The sequence below is a fragment of the Spartinivicinus ruber genome (assembly GCF_011009015.1).
Lineage (GTDB): Bacteria > Pseudomonadota > Gammaproteobacteria > Pseudomonadales > Zooshikellaceae > Spartinivicinus > Spartinivicinus ruber.
Genome location: NZ_CP048878.1, coordinates 368548 through 386899 on the forward strand (window position 1 = coordinate 368548; position 18352 = coordinate 386899).

The 18352-nt window shown below is 42.7% G+C and carries 13 protein-coding genes; 5 read left to right on the forward strand and 8 right to left on the reverse strand.

Annotated elements, in window-relative coordinates:
- The first annotated feature begins 3 nt into the window (after window positions 1-3).
- The gene (gene hslR / locus G4Y78_RS01700; RefSeq protein ID WP_163831052.1) at window positions 4-411 is read left to right on the forward strand and encodes a ribosome-associated heat shock protein Hsp15; all 408 of its coding nucleotides are present in this window, start codon (window positions 4-6) and stop codon (window positions 409-411) included.
- A gap of 104 nt (window positions 412-515) precedes the next feature.
- Here the strand turns inward: hslR and G4Y78_RS01705 are convergent, their stop codons facing one another.
- Window positions 516-1052: a MerR family transcriptional regulator gene (locus tag G4Y78_RS01705; RefSeq protein WP_163831054.1), complete on the reverse strand. Its 537-nt coding sequence runs from the start codon at window positions 1050-1052 to the stop codon at window positions 516-518.
- An 8-nt stretch (window positions 1053-1060) separates the two neighbouring features.
- Window positions 1061-1483: a hypothetical protein gene (locus G4Y78_RS01710; RefSeq protein ID WP_163831056.1), complete on the reverse strand. Its 423-nt coding sequence runs from the start codon at window positions 1481-1483 to the stop codon at window positions 1061-1063.
- Between the two features lie 145 nt (window positions 1484-1628).
- Here G4Y78_RS01710 and G4Y78_RS01715 point away from each other — a divergent pair, with 145 nt between their 5' ends.
- The 3 genes from G4Y78_RS01715 (at window position 1629) to G4Y78_RS01725 (ending at window position 3232) form a co-directional block, all read left to right on the forward strand.
- Window positions 1629-2015: an acetyl-CoA sensor PanZ family protein gene (locus tag G4Y78_RS01715; protein WP_163831058.1), complete on the forward strand. Its 387-nt coding sequence runs from the start codon at window positions 1629-1631 to the stop codon at window positions 2013-2015.
- A gap of 344 nt (window positions 2016-2359) precedes the next feature.
- On the forward strand, window positions 2360-2944 hold the full coding sequence (locus G4Y78_RS01720) for a hypothetical protein (RefSeq protein WP_163831060.1): 585 nt from the start codon (window positions 2360-2362) through the stop codon (window positions 2942-2944).
- 99 nt (window positions 2945-3043) lie between these two features.
- The gene (locus G4Y78_RS01725; RefSeq protein ID WP_163831062.1) at window positions 3044-3232 is read left to right on the forward strand and encodes a hypothetical protein; all 189 of its coding nucleotides are present in this window, start codon (window positions 3044-3046) and stop codon (window positions 3230-3232) included.
- 3 nt (window positions 3233-3235) lie between these two features.
- On the opposite strand, the gene G4Y78_RS01730 is transcribed toward G4Y78_RS01725, so the two are convergent.
- Window positions 3236-3982 carry a TrmB family transcriptional regulator gene (locus G4Y78_RS01730; protein ID WP_163831064.1) on the reverse strand — a complete coding sequence of 249 codons (747 nt, stop codon included), beginning with the start codon at window positions 3980-3982 and terminating at the stop codon, window positions 3236-3238.
- 359 nt (window positions 3983-4341) lie between these two features.
- Between G4Y78_RS01730 and glmS the strand changes: the two genes are divergently transcribed.
- The gene (glmS, locus tag G4Y78_RS01735) at window positions 4342-6174 is read left to right on the forward strand and encodes a glutamine--fructose-6-phosphate transaminase (isomerizing) (protein ID WP_163831066.1); all 1833 of its coding nucleotides are present in this window, start codon (window positions 4342-4344) and stop codon (window positions 6172-6174) included.
- Window positions 6175-6209: 35 nt separating this feature from the next.
- On the opposite strand, the gene G4Y78_RS01740 is transcribed toward glmS, so the two are convergent.
- The 5 genes from G4Y78_RS01740 to G4Y78_RS01760 all read right to left on the reverse strand — a co-directional run bounded on the left by G4Y78_RS01740 (window position 6210) and on the right by G4Y78_RS01760 (window position 18351).
- Window positions 6210-6665, reverse strand: a complete 456-nt coding sequence (locus G4Y78_RS01740; protein ID WP_163831068.1) for a hypothetical protein — start codon at window positions 6663-6665, stop codon at window positions 6210-6212.
- Window positions 6666-7626: 961 nt separating this feature from the next.
- Window positions 7627-8316, reverse strand: coding sequence for an intradiol ring-cleavage dioxygenase (locus G4Y78_RS01745; protein WP_163831070.1), 690 nt, complete (start codon window positions 8314-8316; stop codon window positions 7627-7629).
- Between the two features lie 339 nt (window positions 8317-8655).
- On the reverse strand, window positions 8656-9954 hold the full coding sequence (locus G4Y78_RS01750; RefSeq protein WP_163831073.1) for a retron St85 family RNA-directed DNA polymerase: 1299 nt from the start codon (window positions 9952-9954) through the stop codon (window positions 8656-8658).
- A gap of 4 nt (window positions 9955-9958) precedes the next feature.
- Window positions 9959-11839, reverse strand: coding sequence for an SWIM zinc finger family protein (locus tag G4Y78_RS01755; protein ID WP_163831075.1), 1881 nt, complete (start codon window positions 11837-11839; stop codon window positions 9959-9961).
- 2 nt (window positions 11840-11841) lie between these two features.
- The gene (locus tag G4Y78_RS01760; protein ID WP_163831076.1) at window positions 11842-18351 is read right to left on the reverse strand and encodes a HEAT repeat domain-containing protein; all 6510 of its coding nucleotides are present in this window, start codon (window positions 18349-18351) and stop codon (window positions 11842-11844) included.
- Window position 18352 lies beyond the last annotated feature (1 nt).

The window sequence follows — 18352 nt, forward strand, 5'->3', positions numbered from 1 at the left end:
TGAATGGCAAAAGGTAATCAGGAAACAGATAAAATTCGTTTAGATAAATGGCTGTGGGCAGCTCGTTTTTTTAAGACTCGTAATTTAGCTAAAGAAGCGATTGAAGGAGGTAAGGTTCATTACAATGGGATAAGAACTAAACCCAGTAAAGAGCCTCAAATTGGCGATCAGCTGACTATTCGCCAAGGTTGGGATGAGCGTATCATTGTTATTAAAGCACTTTCTGATCAGCGCCGAGGAGCTCCTGAGGCCCAGTTATTGTATGAGGAAACGGAGGAGAGCATTAATAAACGGGAAGCCAAAGCGGCAGAACGAAAATCGGTATATGCCAGTCAATTATCGCCAGACAAGCGACCAACCAAAAAACAACGGCGGGATATTCGACAGTTTAAAGATAAAATGGATCACTAAGGTGATTTATTTTAAAAATAGTCAAAGCGCATGACTTTTAGGGGGCTAACCTGTTAACACTATTTGAATCACCATTGCCGCAGACTATCTTTCGCCCAGCTGCGTTAACAGGCCCTAGTACCTTGCCTTGACCAGGCACGAATAGCTTTAATTTCAGCCTCATCTATGCCTAAGCATTCTAGAAAGTCCTGATGACCTTCTGGCATAGCCTTTTCAAACTCAATGTGCCAGCGGCTCATATCCTCTTCAGTTAATCCAGTTGCCCGTAATAGCTGAACCCATTGCTCTTTATTAATAGCACGAGTTTTAGTTTGCAAAGATTGTTGTTCAATTAACTGGACTATGATTTGCTGTTGTTTACGAAGATGATTGATTTCTTTATTAAGCTGCAATAATCGTTGTTCCAAAATAGTGTTGCTTTTATTTGAATCGCTTTCTATTAACTGAGCAATTTTTTCTAAGGATAACCCTGTTTGGCGGTAGGTATTTATTAACTCCATTTTTTGGACATCATTGTCAGTATACAAACGGTAATTAGCCTGGCTGCGTGCAGAGGGTTTCAATAGACCAATTTTATCGTAATACAACAAAGTACTTCTGGATAAATTAAACTGTTTGCTAACTTGACCAATGGTGTACATAATTTTCTCTAAATTGCTATAGATGTATCCGTTGTAAAAGCTTGTTTATCAGGTTTGATGAAAAACTGTTTTGCTTCAAGGGAATATAATATTTCTTCTGAATAATACTGATAAATAACCGCTTTGGCATTATTTACTAAATCCTGATTTGTGGATAAAAAATCAGCGAAAGTAGGGTCGGTTTGCCCAATGAGCCTGTTATGGATGATATATACCAGGGCTTCAGTAATAGTATGGTGAAATTTGTCTGTAGCTCCCAGGTGATTAGCATACGCTTGAATACCTGTTGTTGTTTTAAAAACGGCATTGGTGAGGCTATTTTTCTGCAAATATAGCCATGCTAAACGAAGATGGCCAATATGATTAAAATGCTCAGGGGATAATATTTTTCGTTCAAATTGATCAATAAAATCAGCATCAGATAGTGGCATGAGGAACTCCTACCTTGTGGGTAAAAGATATACCCTAAAGTATAAAGTTATAGACAGGTCAATCGAATTGCTCATCTAATTTAAAAAACTGTCAGTGCTAAAGGTATCTTAAGGTATAATTGCTTGCGACAGAGGAGTAGGTAAAGTGCCAGTAACCGTTGAAGTATTAACTAACATTAATGATCAGGATTACCAGGATATAGCTAAAAGCTACCAACAATGGCTAACCAATAGTCATAGCTCGACAGTAGAGCCTTTGCCTTCACTAGAGCAGTTTTGGACTCAATGGTGTGAGCAATCAGCTAGTCGCTTATATGTGGCTCGTTTTAATGGTCGAGTCATAGGTTGGGCATTGGTTAATCAGTCAACAGCCTGGAAGTTGGTCGCGTTATGTATTTGCATGCCAAATCAAGGCCGAGGGGTCGGGCAGCGTGTAATTCAGGTATTAACTGAACAAGCAGCTGAAGCTGTTCGTCAGTTAGTGGTTGATCAACCAATCATATATTTTGAAAAGAGTTCTCCTAAAACATAATTACTGACAAAGGGTCGGCTACACTCAAAAGAGAACATACAGTTGGGTGTAGACCAAAAATGCTACATAAATCATTTCTTCTCATATCAGCTGTTTGCTGTAACTTAGTACTATATCCACTGAGTATTGCTCAAGAAATAATTAAAGTAAAAATAGCAGCTCCAGAATACGTTTATGAGAATTTTAATCAATGGAATACGGCTGTTCCTTGTAAAAGTTTAAAAGCTTATGATTCAGAGTTTGCTAATCGAGCAACAGTGGATTTAATACTAATTTGCCGGGCGTTATATGAAAGCGGCCTGAAGTTTAATCTTCAGCTAACACTTTACCCAAACTATACAAGAATGTTGGCGGAAGTGAAAAAGGGAAGGGAAAATATTCCTGCTGAAACTATTTGGAAAAATGAAATTGATGAGGTTGCACTTTATCAATCAGAACCAATTATTCCTGTTGGAGGCTTTATTAAAGGAATATATGTAAAAGCAGGTAATACCAAATTGGACAGTGTGAAAACACTAGAAGATTTAAGAAAGTTTAAAGGAGTTATGATAAAAAACTGGGTAATTGATTGGAATACCTTGAAAAGCTTTAATTTGGATACACTTTATGAAACCAATGGGTTGGAGTCTATGTATAAGCTAATCAATAACAACAGAGCTGACTTTACCCTTTTTGAGTTTAGTCAAACTCAGCATAAAGTGCAAAAACTAAAAGATATCAATCTGGTTCCAGTTAAAGGTATTAAGATAAAATTGCTAGGTGAACGTAGCTTTGTTGTATCAAAAAAATCAAAAAATGCAGATAAGATTTATCAGCACTTAACTAAAGGAGTAGCAATTCTAAGAAAGAATAAGGAAATTGAGCGTGCGTATTTAGAGTCAAAATTCATTAATCCAGATGTAGCTGACTGGGTTTTACTAAATCCCTGATCCATGAACGAAGTTACCTAATAGTAGAAGAAAGCTAAGCAAAATTAGTAAACTTGGTCTATTCTTTTGGATATTAATATTACAAACGAAAGGCCGGTTATGCCTCGTAAGAAAAAACAATCAACTTGTATAGAAACCCACCAGAGTATTGAACAGCAAACTGCGGACTTCCTCAAATCTGGTGGTGAAATAACCAAAATTCCTTATGGCAAAAGCGGTAGACCCAGTATTGTAGACCGTAAGAAATCAATGTATGGACGTAGTATGGTAAATTTTATGCCAAACTAAAACTTACAATAACTGCCATAGCGTATTAAATGATAACTGCAGTGCTTGGCTAATTGCAGCTGATTCAATAACAACGGCAGTAGGGTAATTTCCTTCCTGTAATGAAATCATAGCGCATTTAGGTGGGAAAATGGCCACATAACTTGCTTGTCCACCATTATTGCCGTCATCAATCCATTTTCTTTCTGAAAGCGGTGCCTCTTCACCGCCTTCACCAATGGCAATGGCTCTGACTCGAATATTACGTTTTACCCGTTGTAATGTATAATTGGGAAAAGGCCGATACAGGTATTTTCGAATAGCTTTAGATGAATAAACATCATAACTTCTCGATTCAGCTTTTTCTGCAGTATTTAAAATGTCTTTTAATACTTTTTCAATTCCCTCATCTCCCTCATAGTATTTGACTTGAGGAGAGCTGGTTTCTGGCCTGAGTCGATTTAAGTCAGGAATAATATCGCTTACTAAATGCCGTGTTGCAGAGCGTAGCTTTTCTTGTCGATCGGTTGCCAGTTCCAATAACTTAGTGGGTGATTCGGCACAAAAGTGGCGTCGCTTTCCCTTGGGATGAAAACTAACCAATCCTCTCTTTAGTAGATTTTTAAGTATCTCATGGGTTGTACCACGATTTACGCCTGATTTTTCAGCAATGTCGCGAATAGAGGCAGTGCCAAGCGCTAATAAAGTACAATAAACGTCAACTTCTCTGGCCTCCAAATCTAACTCTGCTAATACCTGTTTTATATTCATTTGCTAGTAATAACCCACTTTAAGTTTAAATACCCACAGTGAAGGCGTTTTTGGCAAGGCATCAAGTGATGAGGTCCTGTAATAAATGACTGGGACGAATTGCGATGACAGCTTACTGCTCCTCGGCAATTGCTCCTGCATTGCTCTAATTAGTGGTATCCATACCACCATGCATAAACTGCATTCCCGTCATCCATGACGGTCATAACAAAACCTGAAGTTTATTTACGAAGGGTATATTTGTCAATTTTCTGCTGACAACTAGTCTATTCACTCAAGTATGCTTTGTATATGCTGTTATGACAATGGTATATCCATTTATATTGGCTAATAAACTGTCAGCTGGGGAGTGACAAACTATGTGTGGTATATTCGGCTATATTGGCAAAGACAATGCTGTTACGACAGTTGTGCAGGGGTTACAACGTCTAGAGTATCGGGGTTATGACTCTTGGGGGCTAGCGATCCCCATGCAGGACAGGATAGAAGTCTATAAAACACTTGATCCACTGCAGTCAGCGGAGGTATCTCCTATTGGTTTTGAGGGGACTTTGGCTCTCGGCCACACGCGCTGGGCTACCCATGGAGCGGTTAATATCACCAATTGTCATCCCCATGTAGCAACAACAAAGCAGTTTGCCTTAGTGCATAATGGTATTGTTGAAAATTACCAGATACTAAAAGCCCAACTTATCTCACAAGGAATCAAGCTGATTAGTGAAACTGATACAGAAGTTATTATTCACTTGTTAGAAAGTGAGCTCAGTCTGTTGAAGGCAAACCGTGTAATAAATAAGGACACTTTATTTTCATCAAATGATTATCAAATCGCACTGAGTAATGTATTTAAACAAATAAAAGGGCGGAATACGTTAGTGTTGATTTGTGCAGAAACTGAACTGTTAATTGGAATTCGCAATGGTTCTCCATTAATTGCTGGCGTTAAACCTTGTAATACAACAAATGATAGCTATGAAGCACTTTTTCTTGCTTCAGATTATTATTCATTTTCTCAGTATACTAATACTTGTTTACTGGTTGATGATTTACAAATGATTAGTTGTGAACAAAATAGAGTGAAACTAATCGATTTAAAGACGAGTCAAGAAGTTTCCCCTACCTGGCAGATACTTGAAAATTATCAACAAGAACACGTTCAAGAAGGCTTCTCCCACTTTATGCTAAAGGAGATAAATCAACAGTGGGAAACAGTTTCAAGAGCTGCAGCAATAAAGCATAACGAATTAGCAGGACTCATCAGCGCTATTGGTAAAGCTACTAATATTTTTATCACTGGAGCAGGTGCAGCTTTTTTTATTGGCGAGCAAATTGCTGGCATGTTGCGAAAAGTCGCTGGTGTTTTTGTTACGCCAATACCGGCTTATGAAGCTGAAAGTTATTTAGCATCAATGGAAGCTAATGATGTGTTAATAGCAATCAGCCAAAGTGGAGAAACAGCAGATACACTAAATTTTGTCGAGCAGGCAAAACAAAAAGGCGTATTGATTGCTAGTGTGGTTAATATGCCTGGCGCTATGCTCTCTAGGCTTTCTGATTTTGTGTTTTTTAGCTATGCAGGCCCTGAAGTCTGTGTGCTATCAACCAAAAGCAGTACTGCGCAATTAACCTTTGGTTATTTGCTCGCTAAAACGATTATTAATCAATATGAGCTTGCTAAAACTGAAATTGAGCAGATATCTCAGCAGTTAAGCCTCTATTTTAATGATGATAATCTACAAGCCATTGCAAATTTGGCCCAGACTATGACTGGCAATAATATTTATTTATTAGGTAATCGACACTTTATTAGTGCAGGTAAAATTGGTGCACTTAATATTAAAGAAGCTAGCTATATTCATGCTGAAGCCTTTCCAGCCGGCGAACTTAAACATGGTGTCATTGCTTTAATTGAAAAAGGTACTCCAGTTATTTGTTTTATGGATGAAACCAATGCTAGCTATATGACAGCTATCGCCTCAGAAGTCAAAGCCCGTGGTGGTATGATCATCGGTATCAGTCATAAACCCAATGAAATATTTGACTATATGATTAAATTACCTGTAGCGAATAATCTAGCTAGTGTGATTAGTCATATTATCCCCTGCCAACTGTTAGCTTATTATCTTGCGATCCAAAGAGGGTATAATCCAGATAAACCAAGAAATTTAGCGAAAAGTGTAACGGTGATTTAAAGATAAAAAGCCTTGGTGTTACCAAGGCTTAAAGGCTATTTTTCTGTATATCCACTAGGAGGCTTTCTCAGGTTATAAGAAGTTTTAACTCGATCCTCTTGAATATAATAGGTATGGTCAGTATCTGATGCATCATTATAATCAAACTTGTTACTTGATAGATCAAGAATAATATATTTAGCTTCTCCACCCTTGTCAGAAACTTCAGTGTAGTATCCTTTATTTACATGCCACTGACCATTTTCTTTATAGTATTCATAAGTTTTTTTCTTTGGGTCTAAGGTTAATATTTCTAAATCATAGCTCCCATTAGCATATCGAGTGGTTTTCCAGTAGTCTTTAGTGCCTGAATTTTCAGTATCATAGTCACCATCGCCTTTCCAGGTTCCTATTAAAGCTTCTCGTGCCTTCGTATTGTCCTTTGGGTCAATTGAGTCACATGCAGGTAACAGCAAAATGGCAAAAACTACTGAAATAATCTTGGCTTTCATAAGTACTTCTAGGTTTTATTGGCTTAAGTGAGCTATTATTCTAGAACAAAATGAGATGTAAATCACTACTTACTGGTGAAAAGATGTAGGGGTAAGCTAATATCCTAAGCATAACCATGAAAAGATACGACCATAGTCATCATGATCCATAGTTATTGGTCGTGGAGAAATAACTGACCAAGTTATATAAGCAGTAGCGCCATTTTCATAATATATTTGTTCAAAAGAAGCTTTTTTTGGTAATTCTTGTTTGAAATTTTATTGTTTTACTTAGTTTGTATTTAAATTAATTTTCACCACTCTACAATAAATTTACTATTTTCTCTATTACAATACTGTGGACAGTTTTTGAATTATAAAACATTGCTCTACAGGCCATGTACCATAGGAAGGAGGAGTTTATTGCATGTTAAGCCTCATGCTATCTTGCAATAAAGTATATGAGAGTAGAGCACTCCCCCCGTAAACACTAACATACAACACCTATAAAACTGTCCGCAGTATTGTATTAGGGAGCTTAACTGATGTTTTTAATGAATATTCTTCTTGAGTGAATAAAGCACTAGTTATTAAGCTAGCTAAATTATTAGTTTTGACGTACTGCTGATGAGGATCTGGTGCCGCCAAATACTTAGAAACCCCGTCATAAAATTTCTTAGCTGCTTTAGCGGCAGCCAGTTTATCCTGAGCTATTATATTAGCAATTGTATCAGTGGTTCAACTTCCAATCCAACGCTCTCGAATTAAAGTGATGACAGACTCATTGCGAAGGTTTCTTTACCTTCATCGGTACCACCACCACCCACTTTGATTTTAGTGAGTTTTGCTTTACCGACTTCAGTCAGTAAATTGTAGTATTGCTAAGTCATAACTGTCGGAAAGATAATAGTGTATTAAAGTTTTATGGGCACTATTATCTTCCTTTTAGTGACTGAGCATCAGGTGAAATATTTTACTCGCATTATGTTTTATTCACACCCAACACATAGTTTGCTTCAAAACCATAAAACTGTTGATGTGGATTTATTGTTAGCATTAAGCCATCTACCATAATCCAATCATCTTCATTGCGCGTGCGCTCTGCAAGGTTTTCATTATAAGGACTGGTTTGATGGACCTGGTCGGAGATATCATCGGGGAAATATAACTGAGTGGTAATGAGAGATTTGTTATTGAATATTATTTTTAAATGAAGGTGGGTCGCTCGTCCAGTGTAATGGCCTGGATAAATTGTTTGAAAAATACATTGGCCATGGTTATTGGTTATTTGGGTACCACGCAAAAAAGTTTCTCCAGAAAAATCTTTGTCTTGATTAGGGCCTTGTTTATCAAACCCTGAATAGTACCCTAGTGCATCTGCCTGCCATAAATCAACGACAGCATCTTTGATTGGTTGACAAGTTTCTGCATCTACAACAGAAAACATGAGTATTAATGGTGCACCCACTTTGTTTTCTGTAATGTCATGACGAATCAGGCCCGTGTCAATATAAAATGGGCCTTCAATTTGTTCTGGTGTCAGGCTGCAATGAGGAGTAAGCAGTTTTGATGGGGTATTATAGTCCTTATAAAGCGACTGACCTATTGCGCTGCTTGCTATTAAAGAAAACGAGCCAACACCAACACCTTTAATCATTTCCCTGCGGTTCATAGACTAATCCTGAGTCATTTTTATCTGGTTTTTTAGTGCTGCTAATTTAACAGTATATAGCTCATTACTTATTAGTTGACTTCACCAGCTCTATAAACTGTCATAGTGACGATATTTAGAGATAACATTGTTGACAATAATATTTACAGATATTTACATTGCTTCATGCTATGCAACTCTGCTTAGCACTCGTCTTTCAATACTTTTCAAGTATTGCGTAGCTTCTTTAATTGAATCCGGGGTATTTGGTATTGTAGGTGATATATCCAATACGAATGGTTTTTAGTTGGGCTTTGTTATTCGACGTCTGCCCCTAAAAACCATTCGCGAAGAGTATACTTACAAAGTATTAGCAACTGCTTTCAATTGATTCAGCATTTTATGGCCTAACGCTGGCTCAGTCATGCAAATAAATGCAGCCAACCCTTCAAGATGGGCCAATGTTTCACCTTCTCTTAGCGGTTTGCCATTTTTTAAGTTATGGATAGCAGCCCTTAATTCCCGTTTAGTTTTTTGTGGTACACGGGGTGTTCCTTGACCATTCACAACCAGGCCAGTGATTTTTTGTCTGCCGCCTTTACGAGTGATTCGAGTTTTTTCCGGGTGAATAATAAAACCTTCATCTTTGACAATTTGCTTTATTACATGCATTAGCTTACCTAAATTTGGCTGTTTGTCCTTGCCATCTGGCAGGCTGAAGGTTAAATCATCTGCATAGCGGCTATAACGCCAGCCGTATTTTTCAGCTATGCCTGTTAGCCGTCGGTCTAGCTTTAAACATAGCGCATTGGTAATCATTGGGCTGGTAGGAGCACCTTGAGGTAAACAGCGTGGCCCCATGGAAACAAAGTAGGTTTTGTTTTGATCCTCAACAACTTCCCTCGGGGCTTCAGTGACTAACAAAGCTAATAAAGTGGCTATTTGCTCTCGATAACCTGCTTTTCTAAATAAGCCTTTCACCCGTTTTAAGGTAATAGTAGGGAAGAAATTCTCCAGGTCCATTTTCAGGATGATTTTGGAGTTGGTATGAACTTCGGCATTACTTAAAATAGAACGACCTGGAATAAAACCATGGGCAGCACCATGTACAATTAATTTGCGGGTAATATTGTCATTAATCCAATATTGCGCCTGTTTTAACAGTGTTTTTGGTGCCCAAATAGCTCTGTCACTGCCGTCTTTTTTCGGAATGGTAAAACGCCGATAATGTAACTCAGTTGCTGCATCCCGATGGAAAGCTAGCCAGCGTAATTGAGGAATAGTAATGCCTAATGCGTGGGCTAACTGTTGTGGTTTATCTAAGGGTGGTAGTTCGTTTTCAGCGGCACGTTCTTCGGCATTATTTAAATCCCAACGATCAAAATCATCATGGTCATTCCAATAAATGCCGTCACCTAAATGAACAATGTGGTTGGCTTTATAGGCTTGCCAAGCAACTTGTTTTAAGCGTTTTTTCTCAGCAGCTTCAGCTTTTAATTCTTTTTTATACCGGTCTAATTCTCGTTTAGACATATTATCGGTATCACGGCGCTTTACTAAAAACCCGTGTTCGCGTAATTGGCCATCGATATAGGCATTCATACTGCCGGCTTTTTCGATAGCATTCCATAGTTGATTAATTTTACTTTGTTGTTTCATATGATTAGTCCGCTGATGCATCTAAATAGCCCTTACTAATTAACTTCTCGACTTTCGCCAAATAGTCGTTTCGGGCCATTTCTACGGAATTAAATTGAAAGCGTTGTAATCGCAAATTGGTACCTGTTCGCCCCCAGCGGCAATTAACCCGTTTATGGTCAAGGGATATTTGATACAAATGTTCCCCTTGTTTATCTCGGCGACTATAAGTACGGGTTTCTACAGTAATGGTTGAACGGGATTTGCTGCTGTTTTTACGCTGAATTTCCCGTTTGGCAAAAGCTAATCGTAAGGCAATTAAATGTTCACAAGGGCCTGCTTTTAAGCCTTGTTTACGAAAAAGGCTACAACTGCATTCGGCTTTTGAGACAAAACCTTCTTCAGAAATTAAAAACAGTGGTCGATAGTCCCGTTTATCTTCTTTTACTTCTACCTTGCCGGTTACTTCTGTCCCTGTGCCATAAATACGGTTTTCGCTGCTGATTGTAACCGTATTTTTTCGCGCTAATAAGTCATGGGCAACTCGTTCCCGTTGGTTACGAAACTCCAGTCGTGGTCGATCTAACAGAGTATTGGTCAATGGCCGAAGGCGGTAAACCTGTTGGGCAATATCATACATCAACTGTCCATGTTGGCAGCCAAGCTGTAATGCAGCAATCAATTCAGGTTTTTTTAATTGGGTTGCTTTAGCTAGATCATTCAAACTGGCAAACCAGTGTTGAGTCAGGTATTTAATGACCTGTTCCAGTGCCTGATTGGTCTGATCGCTTTTGTCAGCCTCTGATTTTCTGGGTAATAGTAAATCAAAGGTACATGCTTGCGACCAATCATTGGCGGTAAATCCGGTTAGACCTAAAGTTAATGTCATTGGCCCACAACGTAATACCCAAAAGCAGGGCAGGCCACTTCCGGCAATATGTACATCTACTGAATCAATAAATGGTAAGAGCCGCTTTAACAGCATCAAACGACGACGGCCCCAGAGCCTGACCACTTTAGCCTGTTTGCCTTGGTAAATACCAGCACCCGACTCAATCACTGTTTCCCAGGGTTCTAGCAATAACCGGGGAGCTTCTCCTGGCACTAGTTCAACCCGCAAGCCACGACGTTTCCCTTTAACATCGGCATTCATTCGTAAGTGGCGCAAGCAGTTGTAAATATCCATTGGTGCTAGGGTAAAGCTATCACTGGGTAACATGGCGGCGGATTGCACTTGCAGAAAGCCCCGTAGCCAAGAGTCAGGTACCTTGATTTGCTTTTCTAAAGTACTGTCTTTCCCTTCAACATCGACAGCTACGGTTTCTTGGCCAATCCGTAAGGTGGTGTCGCGGTAGCTACGGAATTGCTGAATGCTTTCATTTAGTGCATCACTAAAGTCAATATTGGTGGTACCACAAGAGGGTTTACTTTCTAACTCAAATGCAGATAGATCGATAGCCAGGTTAGCGTAAGTCCCTTCATCTTTAGAAAACACTTCCAATATCAGCTGATCCGGCTGCACGCTGATTACTGGGTCTAAAATCAAGAACGCTTGCGGATCATTTCTCAGTAGCCAGTTAAAGTAATCTTGTTGGGCTTGCCAGGCATTTTTATTCGCCGATTCATTACGCATCCGCCGATAAGCTTGGTAAGCGGTGCGATCTTTCGGTTTATAGCGATAATCACTCCCAACAATGGCATACAAGGTTGAAAGTGCCTCGCGAAAAGCCATGGGTTGTTTGACCTTGCCTGCCAAACTTACTGGGTCTCGCTTAATATTGCCAAACAGGCTGAGTTCTACCCCAGAATCTTTAGCTGTCGTTTGGCTTTGCCCTGCATATTCGATAGCGATCTCGGTATGAGAAGGAGAGCTTACCGCTTCCTCTGTTTTGTTTTCATTGCTCATAGTTAGTTTCCTGCCACCCTTGCCCGCTTGGAACGGCGCACACATCGCCAGGCCATTTTGCGTAAATCTTCATCAATGGTTTCAGTTGTGGCCACATTCACCAATGCCGCTTCACCCTCAGTACTGGCTAATTGGGCCAATGCCTCAATAGCCCCTAAACGGGTGTTTTCAGCTAACTCGTCTTTCAAAGCAGTGGCCAGTAAAGCTTCAGTGCCTTGGTTGCTGATTACCTGTGGTAGCACAACTCCCTGCAAATGTGCATTTGCCACGCTAGCCTCGTTCATTGATTTAGCATCAAACTGCTGGGTGAGTTGCTGATAAACCGAACGATCACTGGCGGCTTGGGCTGCCAGGCCTACAACTGGGGTGGTTTGGCTGTTAGTAATCACGCTAGCAGCCAGGCTACGGATTCGGCTATCGGTATGGAAAACGGCTTCAGCTATTAAAGACTGAGTAGCCTCAGTCTGTTTAACGGATGCTAGTGCTTGGAAAGCCGCAAAGCGAGTGTCATTGAATGCAGTGTCATCTTGGTGGGCAGTGGCTAAAGCCAACAGCACATCAGAGCTACAGCCTGCTACACCAGCAACCCAGATTAATCGCTGCAAGGTAAGGGTGAGGTTTTCGCTCTCGTCAGAGTGATAGTGACTTATGCTTTGCTGTTCTAAAACTCGCATTTCCGCCCACTTATCAGCCCAGGTGGCGAGTGACTTATCTACTGCTTGAGTAATCGCTTTAGTTGTAGCTTGGCTGTAGCCAACTACAGTAGCGGCGACCTCCACTGCTTCCCTATGTGGGCTAGCTAAGGCTGCAATTGCTTCTTTCAATGGCAGTGGCTCTCGGTTCAGCAAACTCATCGCAAGCTGGGTACGTACGCCTATGGCGCAGTCAGGCAGAATACGAAACATCTCACTGGCTTCACCAATGCTACAAACCCGCTTTAGTGCTTGGCTGAAGTCGTCATTATTACCAAACGACTCAGCACCACAACGCAGGAAGGCATAATCAGGGGCCAAAGCGTCTTCCCCAAATAAATGCCGGGCACTGTTGAGTGCAGCTTCGCCCCAGTCATAATAGTTAGCACTGTTTTCTGCCAATACAGCGAGTAATAAGTCTTTGCTGGCTGGGTCGTCGTTATAGCCCAACACTTCAAGAGCGGTTTCCCGGCCAAAGAAGTCACTATCTTCGGCTTTTTCACGAACGAGCTGCCAGCCAGCTCGGGTATCAAAGTAGCGCAAACCATGCAGGCCATTAATCACCAAACCCCAGCGATCACTGCTCACAAAACTTTTTAACAGCTCAAAAATTGTCTCGGCCTGGTCAGACTGACCTAAGTGCCCGATGGCTTCAGCCGCCACTTCCTGCAAGGCATGCTCATCATCTTTGGCTAGTCGTAATAGGGTATCGAGTGCGCGTTCATCTCCTAGCTCACCTAATGCTTGCACTGCTAATTGGCGGAGTCTTAAGTCTGTTAGGGTGTCTACACCTGCCAGTAAGATACTGATGCCCTGGTCATTGCCAGCTAAGGCTAAGCTGTATGCAGACCAAAACTGAGTAATTGGGTCTTGATTGGCTAGTGCACTGACCACGGCTGTGCTTGGACCACTGCGTTTGCGAATCCGCCAGCCCAGGCTAAAAACACTTAGCTGACGAATATCATCATTAGCATGACGGGTTAGGGTGGCGAGAGAGTCATTAACCGCATCAGATGGTGACCAGCGGGCGCCCTCTAACAGCCGTAAAATGAGCTTGGTTTCTCCCAGCGCTAAGCAACGGTCTAACAACTGTTGCAATAGCTGATCATGGCGGGGGTGCTGTTGTTCAAGCCAGCTTTTATCAACCTTGTCATCTTCCGGGTCTTCAATCGGCTGGTCATAGCCGCTGATGATTAGCAATGCGTTGAATGCGCCTTGGCGTAATGAAGTGTTATCCATCATGGCTAACAGCCTTGGGGCAACTGCTGGATTACGAAAACCACCCGCTGCATTAAATAAACTATTGAGCTGTTCTGCTGAGGTTTTGCCTAGCTGTTCCAGTTTATCCACCAAGTCGAGCAGAGCATTGGCTCCTTTGGGCTCTCCCAACTTAACCAGTGCCTGAATTCCTCGGTTCTGCTCACGGCTAAACCCTTTGCCAGTGTGGTTCAGCAGCAGGCTATTCAGCAGTGTAACCAGCGCATCAAATGCCTTTGGATCTTTCTTAACGGCTAAGGCGTAAGTGCTGTTTTCTCGCACTTCCTGATGGCGAGAGTTAAGAGCTTTATGCAGCAGTGCCTGAGCTTTGGGGTTATCGTAATCTTCAACTAACCAATCAATGCCTCTTAGCCTGACGGTTTTATCAGCTGCATCCAGAGCGGCTTTGGCCACTGTCACTGGCTTAGCTTTTTTTAGTAATAATTTAGCGGCTTCCAGCGCTAGGTTATCGGTACGACTGACCATCGCTTGTTGCAAAATGACTTGGCCTTGCTTCAGACTTTCGCCTTCAGTCAGCATTTCCAGGGCTTTCACCCCCAGGTCGTTATGACCGGTTTCCAGACACTCATTCGCTAGTAGGGTGGTATCGGTTCCCAATGTTTGTAGCTGCTCAAGAGCGTAAAGCCGCACAGTTTGGTTGGGGTCACCCAAGGCCTGCATAAATACAGATTCTGCAGCACCTAATAAATCGTTGTTACGCTTGACCATATTGGCTAGCAAGGCTAAGGCTGACTGACGTACGGTGATGATCGAACTATCAGCATGGCGCACCTTGCGTCGCCCTGGGGTATTGCCTTGCTCGCGAACTAAGCCGCAGTAGGTGCCAAAGGCCACTTGCTCCAACTCAGCTTGATCCACTTTGGTTTTAGCCAGTTTGTGTTTCTTGGTAGCTGCTTTTAGCTCATTGATTTCAGTTTTATAGCGCTGGGTATGGTGCTGCCAGGCTTGATCCCAAGCATCCTGCTTATTAGCAAATAAGTATTCCAATAGCTGGAGGGTTTTGCTGCGTAGACGGCTGCTGCCGAATACCACCAGCTCAGCAAATAGATCAATGGTTTCAGCACGGATTTGCCATGGCTCACCAGACTGGTTGTTAAACACAGCGTTGAGTAACTCAGCATAGGAGGGCTTATCGTGTAAGCGCTCAATGGCCTGGGCTGCAATTAACCGTAGTATTGGGGTTTCAGCCGATAGCATGGCCAACAAAGGGGTAGCGAAAGTATCATGGCTTTGTCCTGGTTGCCCTTTATAACTGGGCAGCAAATGCATCATTAAGGCAGCTATACGGACGAGTTGATCACTGTCATCCAGGTAAAAACTCAGCCTGTCAGCAAATGCCTCACCAAAAGCCATTAATGCACTCACACAAAGGACTTTTTCTGCCTGGGTTTGGCTTTGCTCTAAAGCTAGTTGCATAGCTAGACTATTATCACCAGGCATACCAGACTCGCTGCCTAATAAGGCCAGGCCCTGGGCGGCTGCTAGTTTGACCTCGTTATCCTGATGGTGCAGTGCTTTTTCTAGAGTGGCTTGTTGACTGCTATCACAACACCAGACCAGGGCTTTAGCTGCAGCCCGGCGAATCGAGCTGATGTCACTTTCCAGCAGCGGTGTAATGGTGCTTACACAGGCAGGTGACTCCAACAGGGCTAAACCTGCCAATGCAGATTCAACCGTAGTTTGCCAGCGTTTGGCATCCTCTTTGTTATCCGGTTTTGTTTGGGTTACCAGGGTTAATAATGGCGCCAGTGCAGCCTCATCACCCAAGCGCGCACAGGCACTAGCAGCTTGTAATACCACATCCTGGTATTCGCTGGCCATTGCCTGTTGAAGTGCTTTGGTGGCTTGGGCATCGACTAAGGCTTGAATAACCTGTTTGCGAACGTCCCGTTCACTGTCATTGATGGCTTCAACCAGTAGCTGTTGGGCTTGCTCACCAGGCTTTTTGTTGAGCTCACTAATGGCTGTTAAGCGTGTATCCCGATAAGGGCTTTTTAGTGCTGCGGCCAGTGGGGCGTAGTCGCGGCCTTTGGTTTTCTTCAGGGCAAAGGCTAAGGTTTCATCACGAATAGTTTTATCTGGGTCATTCAGTAACTCCAGTAGCAAAGACCAAGCCCAGTGGTGGCTGGCTTCGGCTATTAGCTCGGTTTGCACTTCCCGGCGAATATCCGCATGGGTACTTTGTAAGGCAAATCGTAATGCTGCTTCATGGCTATCACCCACTGGTAGATTGAGTACTGCTTTGAAAGCCTCACTACGGACACTAGGGTTACCATCATTAATTGCACGTTGGAAGAGTACTTGGTGGGTGTCTGCAATGCCCTCTTTTTTCGCTACCCTTACCAGGGCTTGTAAAGCCCGGCGGCGAACATCTTCATGATGGCTGATTAAGCCGAGCTGTGCGGCTGTAACAGGTTGTTTTTCGTGAATGACAGACAGTGCAGAAAAGGCAGCATCTCTGACTTCAATTGCAGAGTCATTCAGAAGCGTTTGTAGCCGCTGGTCAGCCCGTGGGTCATTCAAATTAGCCAATCCATGGCAAACCATAACCCGAGCACTTTTATCTTGTTCACGGCTGAGTTGCAGTAATAAGCCAAACGCCCGTGGGTCATTGAGCAAGGCTAAGCAGTGAGCACCGAGTAAGCAGCTATCCAGTGACAAGCTCGCTGTGGCTTGTAACAAAGGTGCATAATCCGTTGCTTCCAGAGCCAGTTTGGTTTTGCGGACTTTGGGGGGCTCTTTCGCTGTTTGTTGGCTGGCCGTAGTGTCTTTTGATCCCTTAGGCCCCTCAGTAACATCAGTCTCAAAGGAAAACTGCTCAATATCAAACAGCAGCCGGTGGAGGTTTTTATCTCGCTCGCGAATGGCTTTGGCCAGCGCTGGGCGACTGAATAAACTAACTAAAAAGGCGGTTTGGCGCACTTCGTTGTCGTCGTCATCCAAGCGTCGGCGGAGGGTGGATATAACCCGAGGTTGCTCCAGTAAATTCCGTTGAAATAGCCTAACCAGCGATGCCCGACGAATATCCGCCTGACTTGCACCAAGGGCAACAATATTGGCATCTGGATTAACGACTTCTAGACGAGCGAGAGCCAACATTCGCACTGCATAGGCTTTGACATCTAATGCACTGATTAAGCGCATCATTGCTCGGTCATCGTCCGCCGCTACTTCTGCTAGTGCATTTACCGCGAGCTTACCCACATCCACTTGGCCGGTTTTAAGGGCTAAAGCCATTGGGCGAAGTGTTTCATCAGTGGTGAATCGTTCGCGTAGTTTGGTAAAGGCAAAAGTTCTAACGGCTTCATCCTTGTGATTTAAGTAGGATTCTAATAACCGTTGGGTATCTGGGTGTTGAATAGTGGCAATGCGCTCGACAATCAGTTGGCGTAATGCAAAGTCCCGGTCTTGGTGGATTTGCTTATCCAACAGTTGCAGTGAGGCTTTATCACCATAACGGGTTAAGCGCTCAATAGCCGTTTGTCGATGAGTGACTTGATGGCTGGCTAGCTCGCTTTTGGCCAGTATATATGTGTCGTAGAGGCGGTGGGTAAGTTGGCTGAACTTGCCAGCCGCATCCAGTGCAATAACGGAAAAACGCCCACCACTGGCTGCTACCAAGTGGGGGCGGTTATGAATATGCGCAATGACTAAGCCTGAAACGGTGCCTATACCTTCACTAAAAGTCGATGGGCGCGTAGCACCGGCGCGTAGCCAGCTTTTGCAGGTTTTATCCTGAGAGCCTGTAATGAAGCGCTCGCCGGCTGTTTGCACAATGGCAGTGATGGGTGCTGCATGGCCAGCCCCCCGGTCACGGTCTTCTGCTTCCAGCTTGCCCCGTGCATGAGTCAGTAGCAGTTTGTTGTCGTTACCAGCTGATAAAAACCGCAGCTCAGTTGGGTCAAAAGCTAACGAGGTAATAGCACCTTCGTGAAGCTTCGCCGACTCGCTCAGCTTAAATGCTGACTGGTCTTCCGCTTCGTTTTCAAAAACGAAAACGTTGCCTTTACTCGTGCCTGCCACTAACCATTGACCACTGGCATCAGTCGCGATAGCGGTTCCGGTTTCTGATATTTCAGGAGATACTTTAGGAGGCAGTCCAGAAGATAGCCCAGAAGATTTCTCAGAATATAGCTCTAGGGTTTGTAACTGGGTGCCTTTAGTTTGGTCGACAATAACAATTTGGTTGTCAATTAAAACCCCGAGTCGCTGCTGGTTTAATGTCACCAAGGCTTTAATTGGGTTTGGTGTTTTTTCAGTATTTTTAGTGACTTGGTTATTTAACTGGGTAATACGTTTACCATTGCAGAAAATATTGCCAGTAATATCACCAAGCCAAACTTTATCGTTAAGTACTAAAAGTGCACTGGCATTATTTTCTAGCAGGGTTTCGCTGAGCGCCAGGGTTTCTAAATTGAGTTGATAGCAGGGGGTGAGCTGCTTTTCGGGGTGCTCAGTTATAAAATAAACGGTATTTTCACTGGCCCCTAACGCTTTAATGACACCACAGTAGGGGAGATATTTTTCTATTAATTCACTCATT

Bases quoted from the DNA above. Each gene is read 5' to 3' on its own strand.
- hslR (WP_163831052.1), top strand. From the start codon at position 4: ATGGCAAAAGGTAATCAGGAAACAGATAAAATTCGTTTAGATAAATGG.
- G4Y78_RS01705 (WP_163831054.1), bottom strand. From the start codon at position 1,052: ATGTACACCATTGGTCAAGTTAGCAAACAGTTTAATTTATCCAGAAGT.
- G4Y78_RS01710 (WP_163831056.1), bottom strand. From the start codon at position 1,483: ATGCCACTATCTGATGCTGATTTTATTGATCAATTTGAACGAAAAATA.
- G4Y78_RS01720 (WP_163831060.1), top strand. From the start codon at position 2,360: ATGTTGGCGGAAGTGAAAAAGGGAAGGGAAAATATTCCTGCTGAAACT.
- G4Y78_RS01725 (WP_163831062.1), top strand. From the start codon at position 3,044: ATGCCTCGTAAGAAAAAACAATCAACTTGTATAGAAACCCACCAGAGT.
- G4Y78_RS01730 (WP_163831064.1), bottom strand. From the start codon at position 3,982: ATGAATATAAAACAGGTATTAGCAGAGTTAGATTTGGAGGCCAGAGAA.
- glmS (WP_163831066.1), top strand. From the start codon at position 4,342: ATGTGTGGTATATTCGGCTATATTGGCAAAGACAATGCTGTTACGACA.
- G4Y78_RS01740 (WP_163831068.1), bottom strand. From the start codon at position 6,665: ATGAAAGCCAAGATTATTTCAGTAGTTTTTGCCATTTTGCTGTTACCT.
- G4Y78_RS01745 (WP_163831070.1), bottom strand. From the start codon at position 8,316: ATGAACCGCAGGGAAATGATTAAAGGTGTTGGTGTTGGCTCGTTTTCT.
- G4Y78_RS01750 (WP_163831073.1), bottom strand. From the start codon at position 9,954: ATGAAACAACAAAGTAAAATTAATCAACTATGGAATGCTATCGAAAAA.
- G4Y78_RS01755 (WP_163831075.1), bottom strand. From the start codon at position 11,839: ATGAGCAATGAAAACAAAACAGAGGAAGCGGTAAGCTCTCCTTCTCAT.
- G4Y78_RS01760 (WP_163831076.1), bottom strand. From the start codon at position 18,351: ATGAGTGAATTAATAGAAAAATATCTCCCCTACTGTGGTGTCATTAAA.